Here is a 22,195-nt window from a genome sequence, read left to right as displayed (position 1 = left end):
ATTTTGCATTCGGTCCCCGCCTGCGGGTAGAAGCGGGCATTCCCGTACCCACATCCCGTCCATTCGAACACGCTGCCGGAGTGGCCGATGTCGAACAGTCTCGATCTGCCGAAGCCACCCGCCGACACGCGCGTCGTCGTCGCCATGTCGGGCGGCGTCGATTCCTCCGTCGTGGCCGCGATCCTCAAGGAGGAGGGCTACGACGTCGTCGGCATCACGCTGCAGCTCTACGATGCGGGCGAGGGGGCCCGGCGTGCCGGCTCGTGCTGCGCAGGCCAGGACATCCACGATGCCCGCCGCGTCGCCGAGACGCTGGGCATCCACCATTACGTGCTCGACTATGAGGACCGGTTCCGCAAGGCGGTGATCGATCCGTTCGCCGCCAGCTACCTGGCCGGCGAGACGCCGATCCCGTGCGTCGCCTGCAACCAGACGGTCAAGTTCCGCGACCTCCTGGCCACGGCGCAGGATCTGGGCGCCGACGCGCTGGCGACCGGCCATTATATCGAGAGCCGCCAGAACGGCGCCCATCGCAGCCTCTACCGGCCGGCCGATCTCGACCGCGACCAGAGCTATTTTCTCTATGGCACCACCCAGGAGCAGCTCGACTTCCTGCGTTTCCCGCTGGGCGGGCTGACCAAGCCGCAGACGCGTGAGCTGGCCGAGCGGCACGGCCTCGTGGTTGCGGCCAAGCCCGACAGCCAGGACATCTGCTTCGTGGCCAAGGGCCGCTACAGCGACGTCATCCGCAAGCTGCGGCCGGAAGCCAGCGAGCCCGGCGACATCGTCCATCTGGACGGGCGGCATCTGGGCCGCCACGCGGGCATCGTGCACTACACGATCGGCCAGCGCCGGGGGCTCGGCATTGCCGCGGCCGATCCGCTCTATGTGGTGGCGCTGGATCCGGCGACGGCGCAGGTCGTCGTCGGCCCGCGCGAGGCGCTGGCGACGCGCCGTCTGACACTGCGCGACGTGAACTGGCTGGGCCGCACCGATCCGGCCGACATGGCAGCGGCGGACGAAGAGATCTACGTGCGGGTGCGCTCGACCCGGCCGCCGGCACCGGCGCGCATCCATGTCGAGAACGGCGCCTGGACGGTGGAGCTGGCCTCGGGCGAGGACGGCGTCGCGCCGGGGCAGGCCTGCGTCTTCTATCGCGGCGAGGGCGTCGGCGCCGAAGTGCTGGGCGGTGGCGTGATCAGCGAGACCGACCGGCCGCAGAGGGCGCAGCGCGCCGCACCGGTGCTGGCCGCCGAATAGGCGCGATCACGTAGGCAGGCAGGCGCGCGCGGGGCCGGCAGATTTTCCCGCCGGCCGCCTTCTTCAATATCAGCCGGGGGTGCGCGCCAGCGGCGAGGCGACCGACAGGATCCGCACCGTCTCGACGGCTTCGTCGGCGCCGGTCTCGGGCTCGGCCCGCGTGCCGATGCATTCGATGAAATGCCGCAATTCCCGATCCAGCGGCATGCCTGGCTCGGTCTCCAGATATTGCGCCGGGGCGTTCTCGAAGGCGAAGGCATTGTCCGTCCGCCACACCGTGTGGGCGTAGAAGGCGAGCTTCTCCCCCTCGGGCGCAAGATCGTCGAAGGTCAGCATGCCCTTGGTGCCGATCACCGAGAAGCGCCGGTCGCGATAGGGCGAGACCCGCGAGACGTGGATTTCGGCGCCGACGCCGCCGGGAAAGTCCATGACGATGTCGGCGATGTCGGTCTCGTCGCTGAGGACGGTGCGGCGGCGGCAGGAGACATCGATCGGATGGGCGCCGGCCAGATGCAGCACCATCGACAGATCGTGCGGGGCGAGGTCCCAGACCACATCCATGCCGAGGAAGCGGCCGAGGCCCATGCGGGTGGAGATCATGTGGCGCAGCGTGCCGATGCGGCCGGCGGCGACCTCGCCGCAGAGCGCCCGGAACACCGGATTGAAGCGCAGGACATGGCCGACCATCAACAGCCGTCCGGCCTCGCGGGCCGCCGCGGCGGTGCGTTCGGCATCGGCCGGGTCGAGGGCGATCGGCTTTTCGATCAGGACGTCCTTGCCGGCGGCAAAGGCGGCGCGGGCGGTGACCCCATGCACCGAGGCCGGCAGGGCCAGGACGAGGGCGTCGATGTCCGGGGAGGCGATGGCGACCTCGGGCGCGAGCGCGGGAACGCCGTATTGCTCGCTGAAGGCCGTGGCGCGGTCCGGGTTGCGGTCGGCGACAGCGGCCAGGGCACCGATCTCGGCCAGGGTGCGGATATGATTCTGGCCCCATTGCCCGCATCCGACGACGGCGATTCTTGGCGACATGGCATGGACCTCAGCTGACATGGCTTCGACCTAGCGAAGCGGCGGACGCCTCGCAAGTCGGGCATGGCAAAGCGCGGCGCAGGGCGTGCAGACCTGCGGGCCGAGGGGCCGGGCGCCACCGCATCGCGGCTTCCTGGGCGAAAGCTCAGCGAAGGCATTGACAGGCGTCCGCGCCCTCTCCTATATCCGCCCTCGTTCCGAGCGGTCGTTGCGACGATCCGCTCCGTGGCGGGGTAGCTCAGCTGGTTAGAGCAGCGGAATCATAATCCGCGTGTCGGGGGTTCAAGTCCCTCTCCCGCTACCACTAATTCTCTCAATTAAAACAAGTGTTTATCGGAAAGTTCCGGCCGGCTCTGTACGGCTCACTGTGCTGGATTTACGCTAGCACAGCCTCAGCACAGCACTGGCAGAAGCTCTTTGTTATCAAGGCTTGCGGTGCCTGGCTCGGGTGGCCCTAGCACAGTCTTAGCGCAGAGCAGGGTACCAGCGTAACGCCATTGGAGCCCTCCATGTCCCAGCTGTCGCCGCCGCCATTCACGCTGTTCCAGCGCAAGGGGACGAGAAACTGGTCCGTTCGCTTCACCATGCAGGGCAAGCAGATCCGCAAATCGTTGGAAACCGACGATCGCCACAATGCGGAACGCCGTGCATACGAGATTTGGGCAGAAGCGAGCTACCGGGACAAGAACGGATTGAACGTCACGGCGATGCCGTTCGCGAAGGTCGCCGAGAGCTTCATCGAACAGATCCTGCTGGAGGTCGATCGAGACCAGCGCAGCTCCCATCATCGGCGAGATTGGCCACCGGTGATTCGCCGTTATCTCATCGGCTTTTTCGGCGAACGCCCCATCGATGGTATCGGCGAACCCGATCTGGAACGCTATGTGGAATGGCGGCGACAATATTGGATTAGTGGTCCCGGCAAGGACCTCGAGCATATCCATTACGAACGCGGGGGCAGGGCACTCAAGCGCTCGGTAAAGCGAGAGGTCCCGTCGATAAGTCGTCAGCGTGGCGAGTTGGTGATCGTGCGAGCGCTGTTCCAGCAGGCGACCAAGTGGGGTTACGTGCGGGCCATCGAGGTCCCAACGATCAAGATTCGCCGGCGCGTGGACAACCGACGACCCAGCTTCGAGCCCCACGAGTTCGAGAATTTGATCCAGACCAGTTTGGACCGGCTCGTTGATCCCATCATGCTGAGTGGAACCGAGCGCACCGTGTCGACCAAGGACGGTCGTCAGTGGCGACTATCCAAACTGGATGACCACACGCGCCGGGATCGCATCACCCTGCACTGCTATATCGAGATCGCTGCGGCCACCGGGATGCGACCCACCGAGAGCAAGAATCTCAACTGGGGTGACGTCCTCGATTATCGGAAAATCCGGCAACTGCCCATCGGTGACCGTGACATCCGTATCCGGGTGAGGGGAAAGGGCAAGAGCGGCACGCTCGTTCCCCAGCTTTCGGCACTGCCGTGGTTCGACGTGCTTTGGCAGATGTTCGAGAAGGGCACCGGGCGCGAACCCGCTGATGATGATCCCGTGTTCGCAGATGCCAGCGGCGGGCGTATCCAGAGCTTCAAAAAAGGATTTAACGAGCTGCTGCGGAACTGCGGCCTGGAAACGGATCATCGCGGTGTGCGCCGCACATCCTATTCGCTCCGGCACTTCCACATGTCGCAGCAGCTAGCCCACGGTGTTCCCATTCATGACCTGGCCCGCAACACGCGCACCTCAATCGCGATGATCGACAAGCACTACGCGCAGGTTCAGATCGAACGAATGAAAGAGAGCCTCCGACCGGAATGGGGAAACCGGTAATGGCATCGGTTGCCTCCGACAGCATCCTTGCATCATGCAGGGTCGCCTAGTTTTCTGACCCCCTCAATCGCATCTATGATGCGGATCATTGCCTCAGTCGCTGACCGCCGCGATGCCTCCGGCATGGCTTCCAAGCGTCGGATCAGATCCAAGCTCTCCGACGAAATTTGGCCGACAGGATCAGCGCTGCTGTCCTCTCCGAGCAGCGTCGACACTGAAATTCCCAGTACCTTGGCAATCTCCAGGATACGCATGCCGGAGATCCGGTTGACGCCTTTTTCGTATTTCTGAACCTGCTGAAACGTGACGCCTAAATGTTTGCCCAGGTCGCTCTGCGACATACCACGATAATTCCGATAGCCACGCAATCGTGCGCCGAGCTCTTTTTCCTGATCTGCTGAAACTTGTTGGCGCATCCGTTCCCTCGGCCAAGAGTTCACATCAACCGGTCACGAAAATTGTGACAGAGTTGGGGAGATAACGCAGCCTATAGAGTACATTATCGCCGCTGACTTGAGAAAGATGGGTCGTTGCCGCTGCATCTACGGATTGTTGGAACGCCATCCGGATACAGAGAGGTGCGCAGCATCGATATCTCGATTTTTTCAGTCTGCAGAGACGAAAGCTTATCGAGCAGTTGCTAGCGTGGCAGTATGGACAGCCCTTGGCAATCAAAACGGCCACAATCGCAGATCACACGTCATCGAAAGAGTGGCGACGTATGGCTTCGCAATGTCAGCAATCTTCAAGAAGCTCGACAGCGCCGAACTGAGCCCCGGGCGCCGAAGCGCAACTCTACCTTCTGGCCGCATCTAATACTCGCATGCGCGGTGGTGTTCGCCGCACCGATCGTCGCTGATCGGTTTCATTTGCTCGATCGTCTGCAGGCGTTCGAGTGGCCCGAGTTACGGGCCGGCGAGACAATTGCCCGGCTTTCCGGGGTCATCAGCTTCAATGACACCACCGCGGGTGTCAGGTCGATCACGGCCGCGACAAGACCTCAGTATCGTGGTCCTATTCCAGCTTGTTCTGGCGGAGATCGAGCGGCGCGACAGGTAACCTGTATCGTTGACGGCGACACGGGGTGGCAGGACGGCGACAAATGGCGGATCGCCAATATCGATACGCCGGAAATATCATCACCGGAGTGCGCGAATGAAAGGTCGCGAGGCTATGCTGCTCGCGATCGGCTGCGCATGCTGATGACTCGCGGTTACACCCTAACTCGACACGGCAAAGGCTACTACGAGCGTACGCTGGTCACCATCACCCTCGCGGACGGGCGCGACGCCGGTGACGTGTTGATTGCTGAAGGCTTGTCCCAGGGTTGGCCGAATAGCGGCAATCCTTGGTGCCGCTAGAAGCGCGCCTATCTATGCGGCAAACTTCGATGACCAAAAGGGGCCCATAGCGGACTGGCAACTTTTCGTTCGCAAAGGGCGATAAGCTGCCTCTCAGCGAGTGTCACAACCGCTCGGTTTCGACACCCTAGACTAGCTTTCTTCATCCGGTAAAAACCGGAATGGTCGCTTTGGGACCCGAGACTGCTATCTCGTACCAGGGTTACTTGCGGCGGGATTGCGAGAGCGCACCGAGCGCGGATCATCAGAAAGGCGAACGCATCGGGCCGAGCTTCACGGCCTCCTGAATTTGCTCACCTATTCACGCTGGGGCACCGGTAGCGATAGGACATTCTCATCACCGAATAAGTGGACCGTTGCCGCAAGCGCCTGTGGTCCGAGCGTTTGAGTTGCCAAAACGGCAAGCCGCTTCTTAGGTCGCGAAATGGCGACATAAAAGAGGTTCCGCCACCGCGCGAAGCTCGCCTGCTCCTTCGCGGGGATGTTCCCCGTCTCAAGGCTTTCGAGAAATTTCGGCCAATTGTAGTGGTTCCACCCGGCGCTGAGGATGACGAATACATTTTCGAACTCCGCGCCCTTCACGCTGTGCTGCGTGGCGAACGGCGTGAAGCCGTTGATGAATTCCACGAGCGCGACCAGCTCGCGGTACGCCACGTTTCTAAGCTTGCGATGACGCTTGAGGGATTTGGATTCGTCCGGCGTTTCATCGGGGCCAAGTCCGGCGATCTCAGCTTCGCGTTTGGCTACCCGATCCGTGAGGCGCGGCCGTAAAGTGTTCTTCAGAAAATCGATCACCTCACCGATTGTGCCATTAGCACGAAGCCCGACAAGCTGATCCATCTGCGCCCGCCACTCGGCCTTGTCGGCGGATTTTCGGATCGTGGGAAGGCCGCCCATAAACTGGAACATGTCGCCATAATTTCCGGCGATATAGGCTAGGCAGATCGGCTCAACGGTGTCGGCAAGGAAGGCGATGGTCGCGTCTTGCTTCTTGGAGAAGGCCTCCTTGTGCTCGAAGATATTGGCGAGGTTTGGGTAGCCGCGCTCAGCCGCGATTGCGTTATGAGTGAGCATCAGGATTTTGGTTTTTGCCGGAGCCATGTCCCATCCCTCGGCTTCCAACTGCTCCTTGAGGGTGTCGATGAAGCTCAAGGATAGCTCAGCAGGCAGCTCTGCCTTTCCGTTTCGTGAGTCCACCCGCTCGCCCGTGTAGGCATTGCAATGGAAGAACCGCGCCTCGCCCTGAGCGGTTTCGTCATCTACGTGTTGCACCAGCTCCGGGCGGAGCTTGTTCAGCACGTTCACGATGACCGGGACGGAACGGAAATTGGAACCCTTGTCGATCGGCTCGACGTTGGGAAACTCCGCTAGCTGATAGTCCTTGCGATAAATCGTCTGCCAGTGATCCCCGAAGAGGCCGATAATAGGTCCCGTGCCGGTCGCAAAAAACTGGTCCGAGAGCGCGCTCATGACAAGCGGGTCGGTGTCCTGATACTCGTCGATAAAAAGCACAGGGTGCAGGCTGCTGAAAATTTTCTGAAACTTTGGATTTGCGAGCAGCGCGGCGAGATATCTCGGGATATCGTCGTGATGGAGTGTGATCCGCTTATCGTCGATGCCGAAAAAGCCGAGATTGTATTCGACCGTTTGGTTGTGGATTCCCCCGGCGGCCTCGATCGCTTCCTGACGGTTTTCCTGAGCGGCGACAAGATCGCGAAGCTGCTTCTGAAACGGTGAGATGAAGGACCATCCGAACCCGTGGATGGTGTTCACGAGAATGGCGGGATGCTGCTCAATCTCCTGAGCGATCTCGTTGCGAGCCACCTCGGTATAGGTGATGCACGCCACTTTCTGCCCGGCATTCATCAGCGCCGTGCCCCGCTCAATGATCAGCTTCCGCAGTGCCGCGACCAGCGAATAGGTTTTTCCCGCGCCTGCGCCAGCTTCCAGACGGAAGTTCTCACCCGCCTCCAGACATGCCTCGAGTCTTTCTTGTGCTTGCTGGGCCGCAACAACCGCAGGCGATGGAGGCTGGGTCGTCATGCCGCTGCCTCCTCAGGCTCGCCGCCGGGAACTATGGGCGGCGGAGCGTCGGGTGGTGGTGGCGGTTCGGACAGCCAGATCAGCCCCTCGCGGATATACCGGGGCACGTTCCAATTTTCTTCGCGGACGGCAAATTTGATCGCCTCCTCGGACTTTCTAAAATCCTGCGCGGTCTCCCACGCATTCTTGGCTGCCTCGGCATCATCGACAATCTCAAAGTCCGCGAGATTGGCGAGAATAAGGGCGTCTTCATAGCTTCTCGCGCAATGAGCCGATCCATCTTCCGCCATCTGATAAGCGATGCGGCAAAAGCCCTTCGTCTTGTCGGCGGTGGTCTTCGCCATCAGGTCTTGGACGGAGATGTGAGGCTCGTCGAACCATGCCCTGAGCGCCGAGTTCGACGTGCGCTCACCGTCTGCGCAAGGGCACTTCCGCCATTTAGAATCCAGGAGCCGCACGGCGTCGAGATCGGAGATGACAAGCGTCTTCAGCTCCAGAAATTCAAGAAGCGGATAGAAAACCTGTGCATGCGCGCCACCGGCCTCGATGGTGGTGATATACTGACGGCTGAGCTTGCTGCCTGCGGGTAGGTCAGCGTCCACGATCTTGGAGATGCGCGGCATCAGAATCCGTTCGGTGGCTCCTTCCACGAGGATGGCCTTGTCCGCGAAATACAGGTCGCACTTTGTGAGCGTCATATACTGTTGGAGAAAGCGGCGGTCCTCGGGGCTGATTGCCTCGGCACCGCGACGGAAATCCTTCACCTTGGTGCGGCGGACACCTTCATGCGCTGTGGGCTCGTTCAGAAAATAGCGGATCGCGTCGAACTGAGCCGCATTGGCGAGGTGTGAGGAATGGGTAGAAACGATGAACTGCACCTGCCAGACCGGTTCGCCGGGATATTTCTGTGAAAGGGTAGCGACGGCCGCATTGAGCTGGCTGATAAACACCTCCTGCATCTGCGGGTGGAGGTGCGCCTCGGGTTCCTCGATAAAAATGAGATGGGTCACGGGCCGCATCGCGGAGCTACGATAGGCTTTATGTAAAGCCTCCAGCTGGAGCAGAATATAGATGAGGTTGCGTGTGCCAAGCCCGTTGTATCCCTCGGGCAGGTGAACGCCGTCGGCCCCGGTATAAAGGATGCGGGTGTTGTCGGTGAGAAGGCTCTCGACATCGATCGTCGTATGCGGCCGCAACTCGGTATCGTTGATGCTGGGGAAGCCGAAGGTGTTAAGCGCGGGCAGCAAGGCTTTCAACCGCTCGTCGAAATCCCCCTGCATCGCCTGTTCGAGATCGGCAACGGATGCCTTGAGCCCTTGGGCGATTTCCTGATCATCGACTGATGCAGTTAGGGTGTTGGCGGTCTTGAATAGCTTGTTCAGGAGCTTGCCGATCACGTCAGTGTCGCCACGCTTGCCGAGATCGAGCGTCCGCTGAGCCTTGACGAAGCCGGTATGGATCAACGCGGAAAGCTCGGTGGTTTTATCGAACGCGCGCCGGTTGGTGTCGTCGGTGGGGTCGATCGCAAAGCAGCGGATCGCGTAAGCCTTGGGGATACCATCACGTAGATGTCGGAGGAGACTCTCGTTCGGGTTAGCCCCCTCTTCCAGTTCGGGTAGATCGAGCAACATCGGGACGGTGTTGAGCACGGGCGAATATTCAATCCGGGCGATGGCCGTGACGCAATCGGGATCGAGATCGATGACGAACGGCGACAGCGCGCCGAGATCGTCGGCGGCCGGATTGTAGGTGAAGGTCAGCGTAAGCGCGATGACCGGCAACTCCGCGAGCACGTCCTCTGGAGCGGCACCCCCGCCGTCTCTCAGCCCTTTCGCGGACAGGAATTTGGGCCTGACGACGGCAGCAAAATCTTCAAGACGGAACTTACCGGCCTGCTCGCCAAGGAAACGGTCGAACACTTCTGTGAGCGAGGTCTTGCCGCTATTGTTGCGCCCGACAACAACCGTCGCGCCGGCTTCCACGGCGATCTCGATATTGTCCAGCAGACGAAAACCCTCAACGCGCGCATTTGTAAGTCTGATCATGCCGTCCCCTAAGTCGCCATCATTCTATCGGCGGGTTCGCCCGTTCCAAGTGCGAGTTGGTCTGATCGCAAATTGATCACCGACAAAAGGGATTGTCGCGCATAACTGAACGAGCGGCTGGCTTCGGAAGCGTCCGACGACGCTGAAACGCCCGCTTCTCGGTCTTCGCTGGTGTCAGAACCGGCCGGTTCTGACACGAATCACGGACGTCCGGTTTTCCGGGGCTTCACGGTGTTCCGAGGGAGGTTCAGGATTCCGCTAACGGAAGTGATGGCTATGCGCTCTGATGACCGAAATGGGCGCTAAGCGGCTTCTCGCGAACCGAGACAATGCATGGCTTGATGAATTCAGGTTGCCCTTTGGCGCCACTGGCAGTTTTTCCGGGACATTGAAACGACGTCTTGGAGAACAACAACATGGCACATTTGAAGGCACTCAAGCTGACCAGCGCGGAGCCGGTCGCCGCACAGGCCGATCCCGTAAAGCGCACGCGTAACAAGGTGATGGAGGCCCTCGCGGAGCAGAAGCGCGCGGCCGAGGCCAAGATCGCCGGGCAGGCCTATGCACCGACGCATATGGTGTGGCGCAAGAACGAGGCGGGTGAGCGCATTCAGATGGAAACGCGCAAGCGCTTCCGGGCCGGCTGGTTCGAGAACGCTGCGGGCCAGACCTTCTTTGCCCTGCGCTACGCGGGGACGGTGATCGAGTTGGCCAAGGATAAGAACGCCATCGAAGTCGGTGAGTTCGAGAAGATCCCGGCAGTTATCGACACGCTCATCGAGGCCGTACAGGCGGGAGAGCTTGATGCGCAGTTGGCCGCAGCCGCTGAGGCAAGGGGCCAGATGCTGCGCAAGAAGACGGCAACTTGACCATCATCGAGGGGCGCGCGCTGACGCGCCCCAGCAGGGACGAATTGGACCGTTACCGCAGGTTGTTGGAAGACCTCGGCCTGGTCAACGAGACGGGCCATCGGTTGGCCCTGACTTTAGCGGAGACGCAGGTCGCTGACGATGAACGCCAAGCCTTCCTGTTGCATGTAGCGATGGCCATACGCGCGGCCTCCCGAGCGAACCAGATGATTTTGAGTTGGTGCCTTGGCGGCGCGCAGACGAGCATCTCGCTCGCCGATCTGCAAAGGCAGCTGCATTGAAGCGCAACGCCGATCTTGTCTTTGAGGTGTTGGCGTTCCCCATTGTCATGGCGGTCGCCCAGTTCCGCGTTCTCGGACTGATTGGCGGATCGGCGTTCCTGCTTCTCGCCTATACGGACGTGGAGCCCGTGCGGGTCATCATCTACGGCTTCATCTCGGGCAGCGCGATCATGCTCGCCATAGCGCTCACGCATTTCGGCGGCGGCTATCTCGGTGCCGTGGTGATTGCGCTCGCTATGATCGCCATGTGGAAATCCGAGGTGATCTTCGACCGCGTGATTCCAACGTCAGAGCGCATCCGCCTGACCGCAAACATCCCCATTGCGATCAAGCAATCCGTCTCTGGCGGCATCATCACCGTCTCGGTCAGTAACGAAAGCGTCCATTGGCTTCAGTCTGCAAGCATCGCATGCCAGGCCATCTATGCGGACGGCCACCCTGTGGAGAGCCTGTGGACGAAGACCGTATCTTGGGGACATTGGCTGGCTCCCGACGAAGGGATCGCGCGTGCGGAAATCGCCAACGTCTATCCAAATGATCCCAACCGATATGACCTCGGCCGTACAATCTGCAGCGTGGCTCATGCGGACTTCCGGCGCATGCCCGCGTTCATCCCCTCGGTTAGGTTCGAGCCGAGAGATAGCGGGCACAACCTCCTGCACATCACCAACGATACGCCGGTCGCGATCCGGCGGCTTTGGTTTTCCTGCGTCGGCAGCAATCGGTTTCGCGAGGCCATTTCAACCAGGCCCGCCTACACCGAGAACCTAGACTACCAGATCGCTCCCGGCGGCACTCTCACGCTGATAACCAACGATCGACGCTACGGACTGACCGACTGCCGAATATACGCCGTGGAGACCCTGTAAGCGTCAACGACGCGCTCGAAAGCTGGCTATGCTGCCGAGCAGCGTAGCCGTCACGACCGCAGCGGACGACGCGCTCCTGACGCGGCACGAGCCGGATTTGATACTGGATACCGAATGATCGTTGACCGAGTGGAGGGCGTCTTGCTGGGTAGCGTCGGCCTGTTCACCGGAATAATGTTGGCGCCTTCAGCAGATGGTTGAGCCATGACCGACCGCGACCCAGACATCGAATATTCCCCCTACACGGGCACTTTCACGGAGGATGGGATCACTGTCACCGTGAACATCTTCCGAGTGGCCGATGATGACGAAGGTTGGTGGCTCGAAGTCGTCGACAGCGTCAACACATCGACGGTTTGGGATGATGCGTTCGCGACAGACGAAGCCGCATATGAAGAGTTCAAATCGGCGGTCCAGCACGAAGGCATTCTCGCCTTCGTGTCGTCTCCCGACCACCAGCTCCATTGACCGCTGACCGCACACTACGTGACGGCCCGAGCAGGAAACAGGAAGGCCACGATGGCGGCGATGAACAGACCGCAGGCAGCGCGGCAAACTGATCTGTTTGCGGAGCTCCATGAAGCTCCTTCGAGTAACGCCGCGCCTTCGGAACCCGTTGCCGATGCGCTGGTCGTGCCCACGCCGAGGGAGGGGCTAACGGACAACGAGGAAGCGCTCGCCCAACAGCTTGAACGAACCGGACGCTACCGCATCCTGCGCAAACTCGAACCGCGTCCTATCCGGGAAAACTACGCGCTTAATCCAGGCGAGCGCGTCGGTATCATCCTGGACACCGAGACTACGGGCCTCGATCGTCGCCGAGATGAGATCATCGAACTTGGCATGGTGGCCTTCACCTACGATGACGGAGGCATACACGAGGTCATCGACGTCTTTTCTCAGCTGCAGGAGCCCAGCGTCCCGATCAACGCGGAAATCACCAGGCTCACCGGCATCACCGACGACATGGTCGCGGGCCGTAGCATTGATCTATCGGCGGTCGCGGCATTCATCGAACCGGCCGACCTGGTCATCGCGCACAATGCAAAATTCGACCGTCCCTTTTGCGAGCGTTTTGCCCCGAGCTTCGACATCAAGCCGTGGGCCTGTTCCGTGTCAGAGGTGGACTGGGGCGCTCTGGGCTTCGAAGGCAGCAAGCTTGCCTACCTCGTTGGTCAATGCGGCTGGTTTCACAACGGCCATCGTGCGGTTGATGATTGCCATGCCCTTTTGGAAGTGCTGGCGGCTGCGCCTCGAACGGATGGCATTGCCGCGTTCCAGCAACTCGTCAGGTCTGCATCGCGTACCCGGCTCCGGCTGTTCGCCGAAGGCAGCCCTTTCGACCTGAAGGATGTCCTGAAAGCGCGCGGCTACCGGTGGAACGATGGATCAGACGGCATGCCCAAATGCTGGTGGGTCGAGATCGAGGAGGACGATCACGCGATGGAGATGCAGTTCCTGCGCGAAGAGATCTACCGCGCCGATGTCGATCTGTTCGCGCAACGGCTGACGGCTTGTGAGCGGTTCAAGGCGTAGCGCAATCCTAATGGAGGCGGTCCTGCCCTTCCAACCGTACGTCGAAGGACAGAAATTGATCGTAGGAAGAGTTCTTCCGGTACCGACGCCGTTTGAGGAACCCGTAGATGGGATCGGGTTGCGTCTCCACATCGAGAAGTCCGAACCATGAGAGTTGGCGGAGAACCCTGGCTTCGAAGATCGGTCCCGCGATGTCTCTGCTTCCAGCAGCTTCGATAATCCCGTTGATGGGAATGGTGGCCGTTCGAACAAGATGCGCCGGTGTTTGCCATTGGTGGGCTGCGACTGAAAGGCACCAGAGCGCTACGCCGATGTCCGACTGCGGCCAAGGCCCCAGGGGAAGGCCATCGAAATAGGCGAGGTTGGTGTTCCAGAAAGTCGCGAGGAACAACGTCCGGTTCAATTCACCCAGATCGCCGGATGACACCAACTGCTTCCCGGCCTTTGTCAGGCGCAGCTGCTTTTTGTAGCCCCGGACCAATCCCGCGCGATCGCAAAAGATCCGCATCGCATGCAGGGGCAGGCAATCCGGTTCGTTGATCACCTTGTGAAGACGAAACATCTCCTCCCGGTCGAAGTCTGGCCAGTCCAGATCATCGAGAACCTCGGCGACGAACGCTCGGGTGAGATTGCCCGTCACCGTCAGCTTAGCGCCGTCGATCAACTGCGATAGGAAACGCATCGTGTTCTGCGCGATAGGAGACGAGACGCCATCCGAGAAGCGGACAGCGATGTCCGGTTCATCAGGTTCGCGACGCAGAAGGTTGAAGCTCTCGAATTCCAGTGCGGTCCATGCGGGTTGCACGCCGGCTAGCCAAGCAAGAATATCCGGAGCACCCAGAAAGCCCGGCTTCACCAATCTTCGCACTCCTCGCTATCGTTTGCCCAGCTTACAGCCTGAACCCTTGGCCGGAGAGATCGACGGCAGAGTTTATGCTATAAACTCTTGCCGTCGCGGGGCGGAAGCCACTGATGCTCACTGGCTGCGGCCTCTTCAGGGAGCTACTACGTGTGCGCTTCATCTGCCACCGCAGCGGATGACATGCTCCTGACGCTGATAGAGCTCCTCGAGCCGCAGTGTAGGGGAGGGGACATGGCTTCCCGTTCGGGTTCGACATCATCCTAACCATCCCGCGTAGTGGGGACGAAGCTGAGATTGGGCGGAGGCGCCCGCCGACGTCATGCCATGGACGCTTGCGGATTTTGCAAAGGCTTCGCAACGCTCGCTGACGACCGTATCGTGATCATTTTGTGGGGAATCGAAGCCTTCGGATCCTCCCATAGGCCAGTTAGTATCTTGTATAATATCCTCATACCTAATCCTATCAACGTCCTCCCACTCCACCACGTTTGACACTCCCACATTGGCTTCTACCGGTGATTCCTTCTTGTTGATGACGAAGCGCAGCGAACGCTTGCGGCCCTTCGGCACCAGCCATTCCGTGTAACTCCTGACGTCCTGCGGGCTCCACCAATTCCGGTCGTCATCTGATTTCCGTTCGGCCTTTTCCGTCTCCGCATAGGAGAGCCCGCGAAGACATTTGTAATCGGCTTCGATGCGGAACTTCAGGGCATACCGAACGACGTTCTGGATGTTCCTTTCCACGGGCCGTCTTGGATCGAACTCCTGTACGTCCACCTGATACGCTGCACCGTGCCCATACCCGCGCAGTGTCTCTGCGAACACCGCCGCCGGCATGTCGCCCAGATGGACGATCCCATGCAGATGCGGACGCCATAGTGTCCGGCCCGGCATCGCCATCAACGGCGCGCCAATCTGCTCGTAGAACAGCCCGCTGTTGCGCTTGGCCTCCGCCAGCTCTTCCGGGGTGGTGCGGTCCATCTCCCACCAGCTGACCAGATGAACGGCGTTCCAACGAGCATCGGCACGCCGCTTGCGCGCGAACATATTGCGAAGACGGGTCTTTTCCGCCGTAATGATCCCATCGACATCGCTGATCCTGGCAGTCAGCGGCAGGAGGATCGTGAAGAACGCCAGCTGCTGGTTAGTCGCCCTCTCGAAGTCCCGCTTGATGGCCTTGCCCGTCTCTTTAGCGCGAAGCCGCATGAAGCAGCGGGGACACGTAGGGACGCGGCAATATTGTACGCCGCCCCAACGGTCATCCTCGCCGCAATCCCGTAGGCGGTCGGAGAGGTCGTGCATCATACCCATCGCGTTCAGGACGACCTGGCGCTGGGCTTCCATGCCGGGTGCCAGCCAACGGATCTGGCGCCGTTCTTCCGCTTTGAAACAATTGCCGCTCATCATCGCCGCGCGTAATTCTAGCATCGTCGTCATGTAAAGGTCCTCCTTCTCCTGCTATTTATAAAGCACAGTACCGGTGGACATAAATATACTGTCGGTATGGGGAGGCTGTTGTGAAGATATCAGATGTATATAGGGAGCTCTCGTCGGCGGAATTCGCAAGATCCCAGTTGGAATTTTCAGAGATTTGGCTTGGGCGGAGCAAGAGATATTATTCTCATCTCCTAGCCGAGGGGCGAGAACCCGGCATTGGTACGCTTATCGCCTTGGAAGGACGGCTACGACGTCAAGCCGGGATAGCCGTCCAACCGGAAGACCGTGAACTTCTCCGGCGACTCGGGCAACGATTACGCTTGCATATAGAGACGCGTGGGCTGATCCGCGCACATCGGACCCGAGCAGGGATATCAACAGCAGAATCCGAGTCTCTCGACAGGCCGAGAACCTGAACGGAGCCGGCTTCGCCGGCTCCGTTATGAACACCGTTTTGACGGTAGATTCAGGGCCTCGTATGCCAGTTCGAGATACGCGGGATCTATCATCTGTTCCAGCACCAGATCCGGAAACTCCTCGACAATCACCCTGAGCAGGGGGATCGTTGTGTCGTCCACGATTACGGACCGTTCCAGCAATCGGGCACCTGGTCGCTTGGCATTCTTCAGGTCATCAACGGAGCTCTCGAACCCTCGATCAACAAGCCAGTTCACGACTGAGGGGTAGGTCCGTCCATCCATGGATAGTCCCCACTCATCCCGAACCAACGCTCGAAGAAACTGGCGGTACAGATAGCCATACGATCCGTCTGACCGAACCCCTACGCCCTTAGCATCGCGGACACGATCCAACAGACTCTCGTAGGCCCGCCAAGCAGCGACATCGGCCTGCGTCTGCAGGAGCCGCTTGTGGCTACGGGTCCAGCCTCGGAAGCGCTCCATCGCTCGTACGGCGTCATCGGCCGTATCATAGGGAACCGTATCGAAAGCAACATGCATCCGGTCGAACGGATGCGTTTGCAGCTCCCCCGCGCAGGAAGGTACCAGATCCGGCCCTGCCAACCGGACAGCGTACTCGCCGACCCGGTGCGGACGACGCTTGAAATCGTACTCAAGGTTCAACCGAACACTGCGAGAGAGGGCCACCAGATCGCTCTCGGTTCTCCACATCTCGTAGAAGCCGATCAGGGAAAGCTGGTCATGCCTTTGATCGGGTTCCCGATTGAAGAAAAGCCGGAGCATGTAATCGTTATGCTGGTCCGGAGGTACATCGGGTTTGACCCCCGCCTTAGCCAGGACCACCGGATGCCCGTCGATGGCTTTCCCCGTGATCTGGCCCCGGGTCTTCATCGCGACGACCTGCGCCACCCGGTGCTTCTCTTCGAGGATGTCATCGGTACCGAATGTCTGCCAACGGAGCCGGCGGAACTCGCGGCACAACGGATCATCGACGTTTAGTTCAGCTAGCGACGCGTTCGTCAGGAGACCGTCTGTGGTAGCACTGACAACTGTGCGATCTTCAGGTACACCGTTGAGGATTTCCCCGAGGACTGCACGGATAAAGCCGGTGACGAACGCGGCGGGATAGGCGGCGGTAATCGCCGAGGGCGGCATCTCGTCGTAGCGGCCGTACCGCGGAACAAAGACCCGCTTTTGCTTCACGCCTTGGGCAAGCTTGCCGTAGACACTATTACCGATTTCCTTCCAGATTTTGTCCTCAAAGGTGCCTTTCCCCGCCCGGGCTCTCTCGGCCTGAACATGCTGGATGAAACTGCCAAAGATCGGATGATCGTCCACGTAGGGAATAACAACGCCGTCTAGAACATCCATCTCAGCGCCCATGGATCGCGCCAAAACGATCTCTGGCGGCGTGCAAACGCTCGTGCCGGACAAGGGGAATATGAGTTTGTCGTCGATCCTGACGGGCAGACAGGGGAATCGGGTGCCAGACGGAAACCGGAACCGAACCCTTACAGCTCCGACGGTATCCGCCTCAAAATCATCGAGATCCCGGGTCCACCGATACGCATCATAATCGAGAGCCCGCAAGGCGCACATGGCGGTGGTGTAGGCACCGGGAAGGTCATAATCGTAGTAGGTGCCGACGGGCGTAGGCCCAAACCAGTAGCTCTCCCCGCGACCACCCTGATAGGCAAGGGCTCCGAATTCCTCAAGGATTTGACGGCGCGGGGAAGCATGAACGGACTTACGGGTTCGGTAACGCCCCGTTCGTTCGTGGAATTTGGTCTCGCTCCTGACCTCCAAGCCGAGCGCATCGTTGAGGTTGATGCCGTCCTCACGACACTTCCTCCTCAGAAGGCCGATACCTGCAGCAGCGAGAGTGGTTGGCAAACGGCCCAGCCCGGCACCGGTCATCATCGCTTTCATCCGAAGACCGTATTCGAGAGCGATCTCAGCATCGTGGAGCGCGTATCGTTCGAACGCCGGCTTATCGTCCCGGAGAAGCTTATCCATCCGATCGATGGAATGGCCCTCCGGGAGGGAAATCTTCTGCATGCCAACCAACTGCGCAGCAACCGCTAAACCGGCGCGCCCGGGCGTCAACAGCATGGTGTCCACGAAACGGCAAAGAACCATGTGCGGAGGCGCTTTGCCCTGTCGGAAGAAAATCACTTCGGTGGAATGACGCCGTGCATCCTCCCCCTCGGTATCGTCGGACAGATTTTGTCCGATGGACTCACGAAACGACTTGGCAGTAAACGTGCGTCCAAACCCATCGAACTCCCGCTTTCGAGGCCAGAAATCTGAAAACGTGGGAAGGTCGGCTCGTAGGAAGTGGCCGAATATTTCCAGCCGGTCGGGCAGGCGCGGAAGAGTGCCCTTTTTGATCGCGAGACGAACTAGGCGCTTCAACAAGCCACTGAGAGAGAGGCGATGAGACTTCGTCGTTCCCCTAGGGTAAACGACAAGCGACACCCGCTGTCCCTCCAAATGAAGGACAGCCTGGTAGCTGAGAATCTGGTTGTAAGGACTGCCATCAAGCGGATCGGTTCTCGTCACCCATTCGGCGTCGATGCCCATCTGAGCGACGAGCTTTGGACATGCCGAGGCTGACGACGCGCTCGAAGACGCAGCGGAAGACACCATGACAAATTTCATTTTTTCGTTGGGAAAGAGCCGGTGTGGTGTAGGCTCGTAGAGAGCCCCAATGGGAGTTTTACACCAAATCAATAAAAGCTAGCCCGGGCGCCAAAACGCCCGGGCCTGAGATCACTTGAGCCAATCTGGCATTGTGACCGGCAGACCTCTTGCGATGTCGAAGAGAATCTGCTGCAGTGTCCTGATAACATCGTCGCGCGACACGCCGTCGAAGATATCAGGATCGAAGATAATCAAGGGATTATCTCCACCGCTCGGAAGAACGACACGCCCATCGGGCAGCACCTTCAGTCCGCGAGCGTCATTCAACGGGATCAAATCGCCCGTTGGAAAACGCGCATAAATGGGTCTCGTTAGGACAGCCATTGGCTACTCCCAAACAAGGGTTGAATGGAACCGACCCGCCAAAGCTTCCAGGCTTCGAGATCAGGCCGGCGGTGAAGAAGCAAGAGTTCAGGTCATGAGCGCCTCCATCGCGGTTAAGGAGGCTTCAAGCTACCGATTGGCGATTCTCGAACCTAGATGGAAAAATTCTGACGAAAAATCAAATAACTCAGAGGGTTATCGCGAATGCCATTCGGCTTGATAGAGTCGCGCTTGGAGCTTGATTGCCTCCAGCCGAGCATTTCGCCGCGTACTGCATCACTGCATTCAAACCGACAATTCGATCGCGAACAGTCGAATTGACTGCAAAGATGAAGGGGTTTTCAGGGCTGGCCTTTGAGGCAAGCCAGTGCGCGCATTTCCAAACAGGAATGCTCACGCCAACCGGCGCTGCTGAAATGGGTATTTGATAACGCTTTTCAGCAATCGAGATGTATCTTGGTGGGGACCTCAAATACGACTTGCATAAATAGTATATGCGATGCGCTAAGTTGGAAATGGCTCCACCGTGCAATCCGATGACAATTCTTCGGAGCAAACTCTGCCAGATATCGGAGCACGGTGCAGCCCAACCTTCAATTGAGTCCAGAAATTGCGAAAGTGCTGCAAGGTCGAAGGGCGATAAAGTACTCAGATAATTTTGTAGCCGCTCGTCACGAATATATCGGGAAAAGCCAGTATCCCTTTCGTTTTCGAGAGCCCGAAGGCGTGTGGTGTGTATTATTATCTCTCTCGTGCATGCACGCTCTCGATCGGAAGCGGAAAGCTCAAATTTTCCAGTCTCCTTCATCACGGACAAGCCTTGCTCGAGGCGGTCTTCGTCAACCCAACCGTTTCGGATTTTTACCTCAAATAATTCTCTTGCTTCCGCGGCAGGCTTAACGGTGCTCGAAAATGTTTGTTTGGGCTTGTAGAGTGTCGTGAGCCCATCAGGTATCGCAGGGGCGATCGAGGTTATTTGGGTTTCGATCTCTTCGGGCAAGCGAAGCAGATTAGAATTCAGTATATCTTTGCGAAGGCCTTCGACATCATGATAAAACATCTGAAACACCAAAAATCATGTGGCGATTATATCACAACGACTGTACAGCTGCGCGCATCATCTCGTCATTCACATCGATGTAGCGCTGCGTGGTGCCGAGGTTCTTATGGCCGGCAAGCTGCATAATGATTTTAGCGCTGACTCCGGAGTGGGCAAGCCTCGTGATAAACCATCGGCGCCCACTATGGCTGGTTCCGCCGTCAAGGCCGGCAGCCTGGTAGACCCGCCCCATGAGCTGGCACAGCGTGTTCGCGCTGAACGCCGTGCTCTTCTGTGTGACCAGCAGCGGCGAGGTCGGGGAGGGGGCTGGTACGAAGCTGTCGAGGAACCGTTCGATCTCCCTCCGAAGGCGGTCATTCAGAAACACAGTTCGAGCATGACCACCTTTGGTGACCGCCGCGCTCAGGCGCAGCTGATCGCGAATGGTGCGGTCACGGTTCATGACATCCTGTACCCTCAAGGCGGCGATCTCACCCACGCGAAGGCCCGCCTGGTAGGAAAGCATGAAGGCGAGCCGGTTGCGCGCGGCGTGTCGGCCCTGCGCCACCACAGCCATCAGCCGTTTGAATTCCACATCCGTCAGCACGCGCGCCTGTTTCATTGAAACCTCACGAAAGGCATCCTCATCGTGCCGTTCGTTATGTTTCCAACCAGCGCGAAGGGCGAGCGTCGGAGAGGGGGTCCGGAAGCTTCTGCGGGATCAAGGCGTTATCGACGTAGGCGTCAGAAACGTCAGGTAATGTGTGTTCTGTGACAATTGCTTCACCGGCAGTTTCACGGCCGGTGAACCCCGCTTCCGCTGATCGTAATTATATCTTAGCTAGTTCGAATGGATGTTGTCCTCGCTGGAGGCACCATGGCGACTGCGCATCACATTCTAGTAGTCGACGACGACCCTGTATTCTTGGCGGTGGCCGAAAGCGTCGTGCTGTCGCTGGACAATCACGCTGTCTCGACCGCGTGCGACGGCGTCGAGGGATTGCGGCTTCTCCAGGCAGCAACCAAACCCGTCGATATCATCATTCTCGACCTGAACATGCCGAAGATGGACGGACTGGCCTATCTGCGCAGCCTCGGCCAACTCGCCTATTCGGGCAGTGTCGTGTTGTCGAGCGGCGAATCCGAGGCAATTCTGGATGCGGCCAGACGCATGGGCGAGATGCTCGGGGTGCGCATCTGCGGTTCGCTAAAGAAACCGATCCGCATTTCCGATCTCGTGCCCATGCTGGAAGCCTGCCAAGCGCGCGCCCCGCAACGACCTCCGTCGCTCGATCCGAGCGATACCCAGGCTTCCGGCGTGACGCTCGGAACGCTGCTTCCCTATTATCAGCCCCAGATCGACACGAGGTCGCTGTCCATGGCCGGACTGGAAGCGCTGATCCGTCTTGAGGCCGATGACGGCACGATCCTCGGCCCCCCCGCGGTCTTCCATCCCGGCATCACCGATGCCGACCTGCCCGCGCTGACGATCGCGATCGCCACGCGGGTGATGGACGACATCGCGGCATGGCGCGCCCGGGGCGTCTTCCACCGCACCTCGATCAATCTCGACGCACGGGTCATCGAGGTACCGCAGGTCATGCCACACCTGTTCGAACTGGCCACCGAGCGAGGGATCGACCCCTCCAGCATCGTGTTCGAGCTGACTGAGAAGGCCCTGCCGCACTCGATGGCCGACATGATCGAGATCCTGACACGCACCCGGATGGCCGGTTACGGCGTTTCCATCGACGATTACGGCACCGGCAGCGCCAATTTCTCCCTGCTGCGCCTATGTCCCTTCAACGAGCTCAAGATCGACCGGTCCATCGTCCAGGCCAGTACGACGGATCGGATCTCCAGGCGGTTCCTGAAAACCGCAGCGACAACAGCAAACGATCTCGGCATGTCGGTGGTGGCCGAGGGCGTCGAGACGGCAGATGAACTACAGATCGTGCGCGAGTCCGGCATTCACATTGTCCAGGGCTATTTCTACAGCAGGCCGCTACCAGCCATGGACGCCTTCGCTCTGACCGATTTTTCGCATCCTCTGCGAGAGGTTGGTTCGGCCTGAGCCGTTGGCACCGCCGACCTATCTCACGCCAGCGGCGGGACCGCACAAATCATTCGACGAGTTGCGTAACCACAAAATAGTCCCGATCGCCGCCGACGCAACTCCCGCGATATACGGACGCAGGGACGGGCACCGGCGGACATCGTTGCCAAAACACCTGAGCATCAAATGCGAACGACGGCATTCACTCGATCCTAAACCACCATGTGCAAAAAATCCCA

At 59.5% G+C, this 22,195-nt stretch carries 20 protein-coding genes and 1 tRNA gene; 11 read left to right on the top strand and 10 right to left on the bottom strand.

Features of this window, described 5'->3' with window-relative positions:
• Window positions 1–87 precede the first annotated feature (87 nt).
• Window positions 88–1,260: a tRNA 2-thiouridine(34) synthase MnmA gene (gene mnmA / locus H536_RS0101725; RefSeq protein ID WP_024348826.1), complete on the top strand. Its 1,173-nt coding sequence runs from the start codon at window positions 88–90 to the stop codon at window positions 1,258–1,260.
• A 69-nt stretch (window positions 1,261–1,329) separates the two neighbouring features.
• On the opposite strand, the gene H536_RS0101720 is transcribed toward mnmA, so the two are convergent.
• Window positions 1,330–2,289, bottom strand: a complete 960-nt coding sequence (locus H536_RS0101720) for a Gfo/Idh/MocA family protein (protein ID WP_024348825.1) — start codon at window positions 2,287–2,289, stop codon at window positions 1,330–1,332.
• A gap of 227 nt (window positions 2,290–2,516) precedes the next feature.
• On the opposite strand from H536_RS0101720, the gene H536_RS0101715 reads away from it, so the two are divergent.
• Window positions 2,517–2,593: transfer RNA gene (locus H536_RS0101715), tRNA-Met, on the top strand.
• Between the two features lie 205 nt (window positions 2,594–2,798).
• Window positions 2,799–4,112, top strand: coding sequence for a tyrosine-type recombinase/integrase (locus H536_RS0101710; protein ID WP_024348824.1), 1,314 nt, complete (start codon window positions 2,799–2,801; stop codon window positions 4,110–4,112).
• A 32-nt stretch (window positions 4,113–4,144) separates the two neighbouring features.
• Here H536_RS0101710 and H536_RS22295 read toward each other — a convergent pair whose 3' ends face one another.
• Window positions 4,145–4,528, bottom strand: coding sequence for a helix-turn-helix domain-containing protein (locus tag H536_RS22295; protein WP_024348823.1), 384 nt, complete (start codon window positions 4,526–4,528; stop codon window positions 4,145–4,147).
• A 417-nt stretch (window positions 4,529–4,945) separates the two neighbouring features.
• Here H536_RS22295 and H536_RS24195 point away from each other — a divergent pair, with 417 nt between their 5' ends.
• Window positions 4,946–5,473, top strand: a complete 528-nt coding sequence (locus H536_RS24195) for a thermonuclease family protein (protein WP_155898349.1) — start codon at window positions 4,946–4,948, stop codon at window positions 5,471–5,473.
• A gap of 297 nt (window positions 5,474–5,770) precedes the next feature.
• Here H536_RS24195 and H536_RS0101700 read toward each other — a convergent pair whose 3' ends face one another.
• The gene (locus H536_RS0101700) at window positions 5,771–7,516 is read right to left on the bottom strand and encodes a UvrD-helicase domain-containing protein (protein ID WP_024348822.1); all 1,746 of its coding nucleotides are present in this window, start codon (window positions 7,514–7,516) and stop codon (window positions 5,771–5,773) included.
• Window positions 7,513–9,561 (bottom strand): ATP-dependent nuclease, encoded by a 2,049-nt coding sequence (locus H536_RS0101695; protein ID WP_029702555.1) that lies wholly within the window; start codon window positions 9,559–9,561, stop codon window positions 7,513–7,515. The genes H536_RS0101700 and H536_RS0101695 overlap by 4 nt, the downstream gene beginning before the upstream one ends.
• Before the next feature lie 401 nt (window positions 9,562–9,962).
• Between H536_RS0101695 and H536_RS0101690 the strand changes: the two genes are divergently transcribed.
• The 5 genes from H536_RS0101690 (at window position 9,963) to H536_RS0101665 (ending at window position 13,116) form a co-directional block, all read left to right on the top strand.
• The gene (locus H536_RS0101690; RefSeq protein WP_051141479.1) at window positions 9,963–10,430 is read left to right on the top strand and encodes a DUF6641 family protein; all 468 of its coding nucleotides are present in this window, start codon (window positions 9,963–9,965) and stop codon (window positions 10,428–10,430) included.
• Window positions 10,427–10,711 carry a hypothetical protein gene (locus tag H536_RS0101685; RefSeq protein ID WP_024348819.1) on the top strand — a complete coding sequence of 95 codons (285 nt, stop codon included), beginning with the start codon at window positions 10,427–10,429 and terminating at the stop codon, window positions 10,709–10,711. The genes H536_RS0101690 and H536_RS0101685 overlap by 4 nt, the downstream gene beginning before the upstream one ends.
• Window positions 10,708–11,580, top strand: coding sequence for a hypothetical protein (locus H536_RS0101680; protein ID WP_024348818.1), 873 nt, complete (start codon window positions 10,708–10,710; stop codon window positions 11,578–11,580). Before H536_RS0101685 ends, H536_RS0101680 begins: the two co-directional genes overlap by 4 nt.
• Window positions 11,581–11,784: 204 nt before the next feature.
• Entirely contained in the window at window positions 11,785–12,048 is a 264-nt protein-coding gene (locus H536_RS0101670) for a hypothetical protein (RefSeq protein WP_024348817.1), read from the top strand.
• A 60-nt stretch (window positions 12,049–12,108) separates the two neighbouring features.
• On the top strand, window positions 12,109–13,116 hold the full coding sequence (locus H536_RS0101665) for a 3'-5' exonuclease (RefSeq protein ID WP_029702554.1): 1,008 nt from the start codon (window positions 12,109–12,111) through the stop codon (window positions 13,114–13,116).
• Window positions 13,117–13,123: 7 nt separating this feature from the next.
• Here H536_RS0101665 and H536_RS0101660 read toward each other — a convergent pair whose 3' ends face one another.
• A complete protein-coding gene (locus tag H536_RS0101660) occupies window positions 13,124–13,975 on the bottom strand; it encodes a hypothetical protein (protein WP_035694408.1) in 852 nt (283 codons plus the stop codon).
• A 258-nt stretch (window positions 13,976–14,233) separates the two neighbouring features.
• Window positions 14,234–15,415, bottom strand: a complete 1,182-nt coding sequence (locus H536_RS0101655) for a hypothetical protein (protein WP_024348814.1) — start codon at window positions 15,413–15,415, stop codon at window positions 14,234–14,236.
• 80 nt (window positions 15,416–15,495) lie between these two features.
• Between H536_RS0101655 and H536_RS25465 the strand changes: the two genes are divergently transcribed.
• Complete coding sequence (locus tag H536_RS25465) at window positions 15,496–15,831, top strand: DUF6626 family protein (RefSeq protein ID WP_373279276.1); 336 nt, start codon at window positions 15,496–15,498, stop codon at window positions 15,829–15,831.
• Window positions 15,832–15,855: 24 nt separating this feature from the next.
• Here H536_RS25465 and H536_RS0101650 read toward each other — a convergent pair whose 3' ends face one another.
• The 4 genes from H536_RS0101650 to H536_RS0101640 form a co-directional block, all read right to left on the bottom strand.
• Complete coding sequence (locus tag H536_RS0101650) at window positions 15,856–18,417, bottom strand: hypothetical protein (RefSeq protein WP_162142640.1); 2,562 nt, start codon at window positions 18,415–18,417, stop codon at window positions 15,856–15,858.
• Window positions 18,418–18,606: 189 nt separating this feature from the next.
• Window positions 18,607–18,861 (bottom strand): hypothetical protein, encoded by a 255-nt coding sequence (locus H536_RS24190; RefSeq protein WP_155898348.1) that lies wholly within the window; start codon window positions 18,859–18,861, stop codon window positions 18,607–18,609.
• A gap of 187 nt (window positions 18,862–19,048) precedes the next feature.
• Window positions 19,049–19,930 (bottom strand): hypothetical protein, encoded by an 882-nt coding sequence (locus H536_RS24185; RefSeq protein WP_156421783.1) that lies wholly within the window; start codon window positions 19,928–19,930, stop codon window positions 19,049–19,051.
• A 22-nt stretch (window positions 19,931–19,952) separates the two neighbouring features.
• On the bottom strand, window positions 19,953–20,522 hold the full coding sequence (locus tag H536_RS0101640) for a tyrosine-type recombinase/integrase (RefSeq protein WP_024348812.1): 570 nt from the start codon (window positions 20,520–20,522) through the stop codon (window positions 19,953–19,955).
• Between the two features lie 255 nt (window positions 20,523–20,777).
• On the opposite strand from H536_RS0101640, the gene H536_RS0101635 reads away from it, so the two are divergent.
• Window positions 20,778–21,974 (top strand): EAL domain-containing response regulator, encoded by a 1,197-nt coding sequence (locus H536_RS0101635; RefSeq protein WP_162142639.1) that lies wholly within the window; start codon window positions 20,778–20,780, stop codon window positions 21,972–21,974.
• Window positions 21,975–22,195: the final 221 nt, after the last annotated feature.

The organism is Aurantimonas coralicida DSM 14790, assembly GCF_000421645.1.
Taxonomy (GTDB): domain Bacteria; phylum Pseudomonadota; class Alphaproteobacteria; order Rhizobiales; family Rhizobiaceae; genus Aurantimonas; species Aurantimonas coralicida.
Note: the sequence above shows the minus strand (reverse complement) of the source record. Positions and strands in the feature narration are given on the sequence as shown.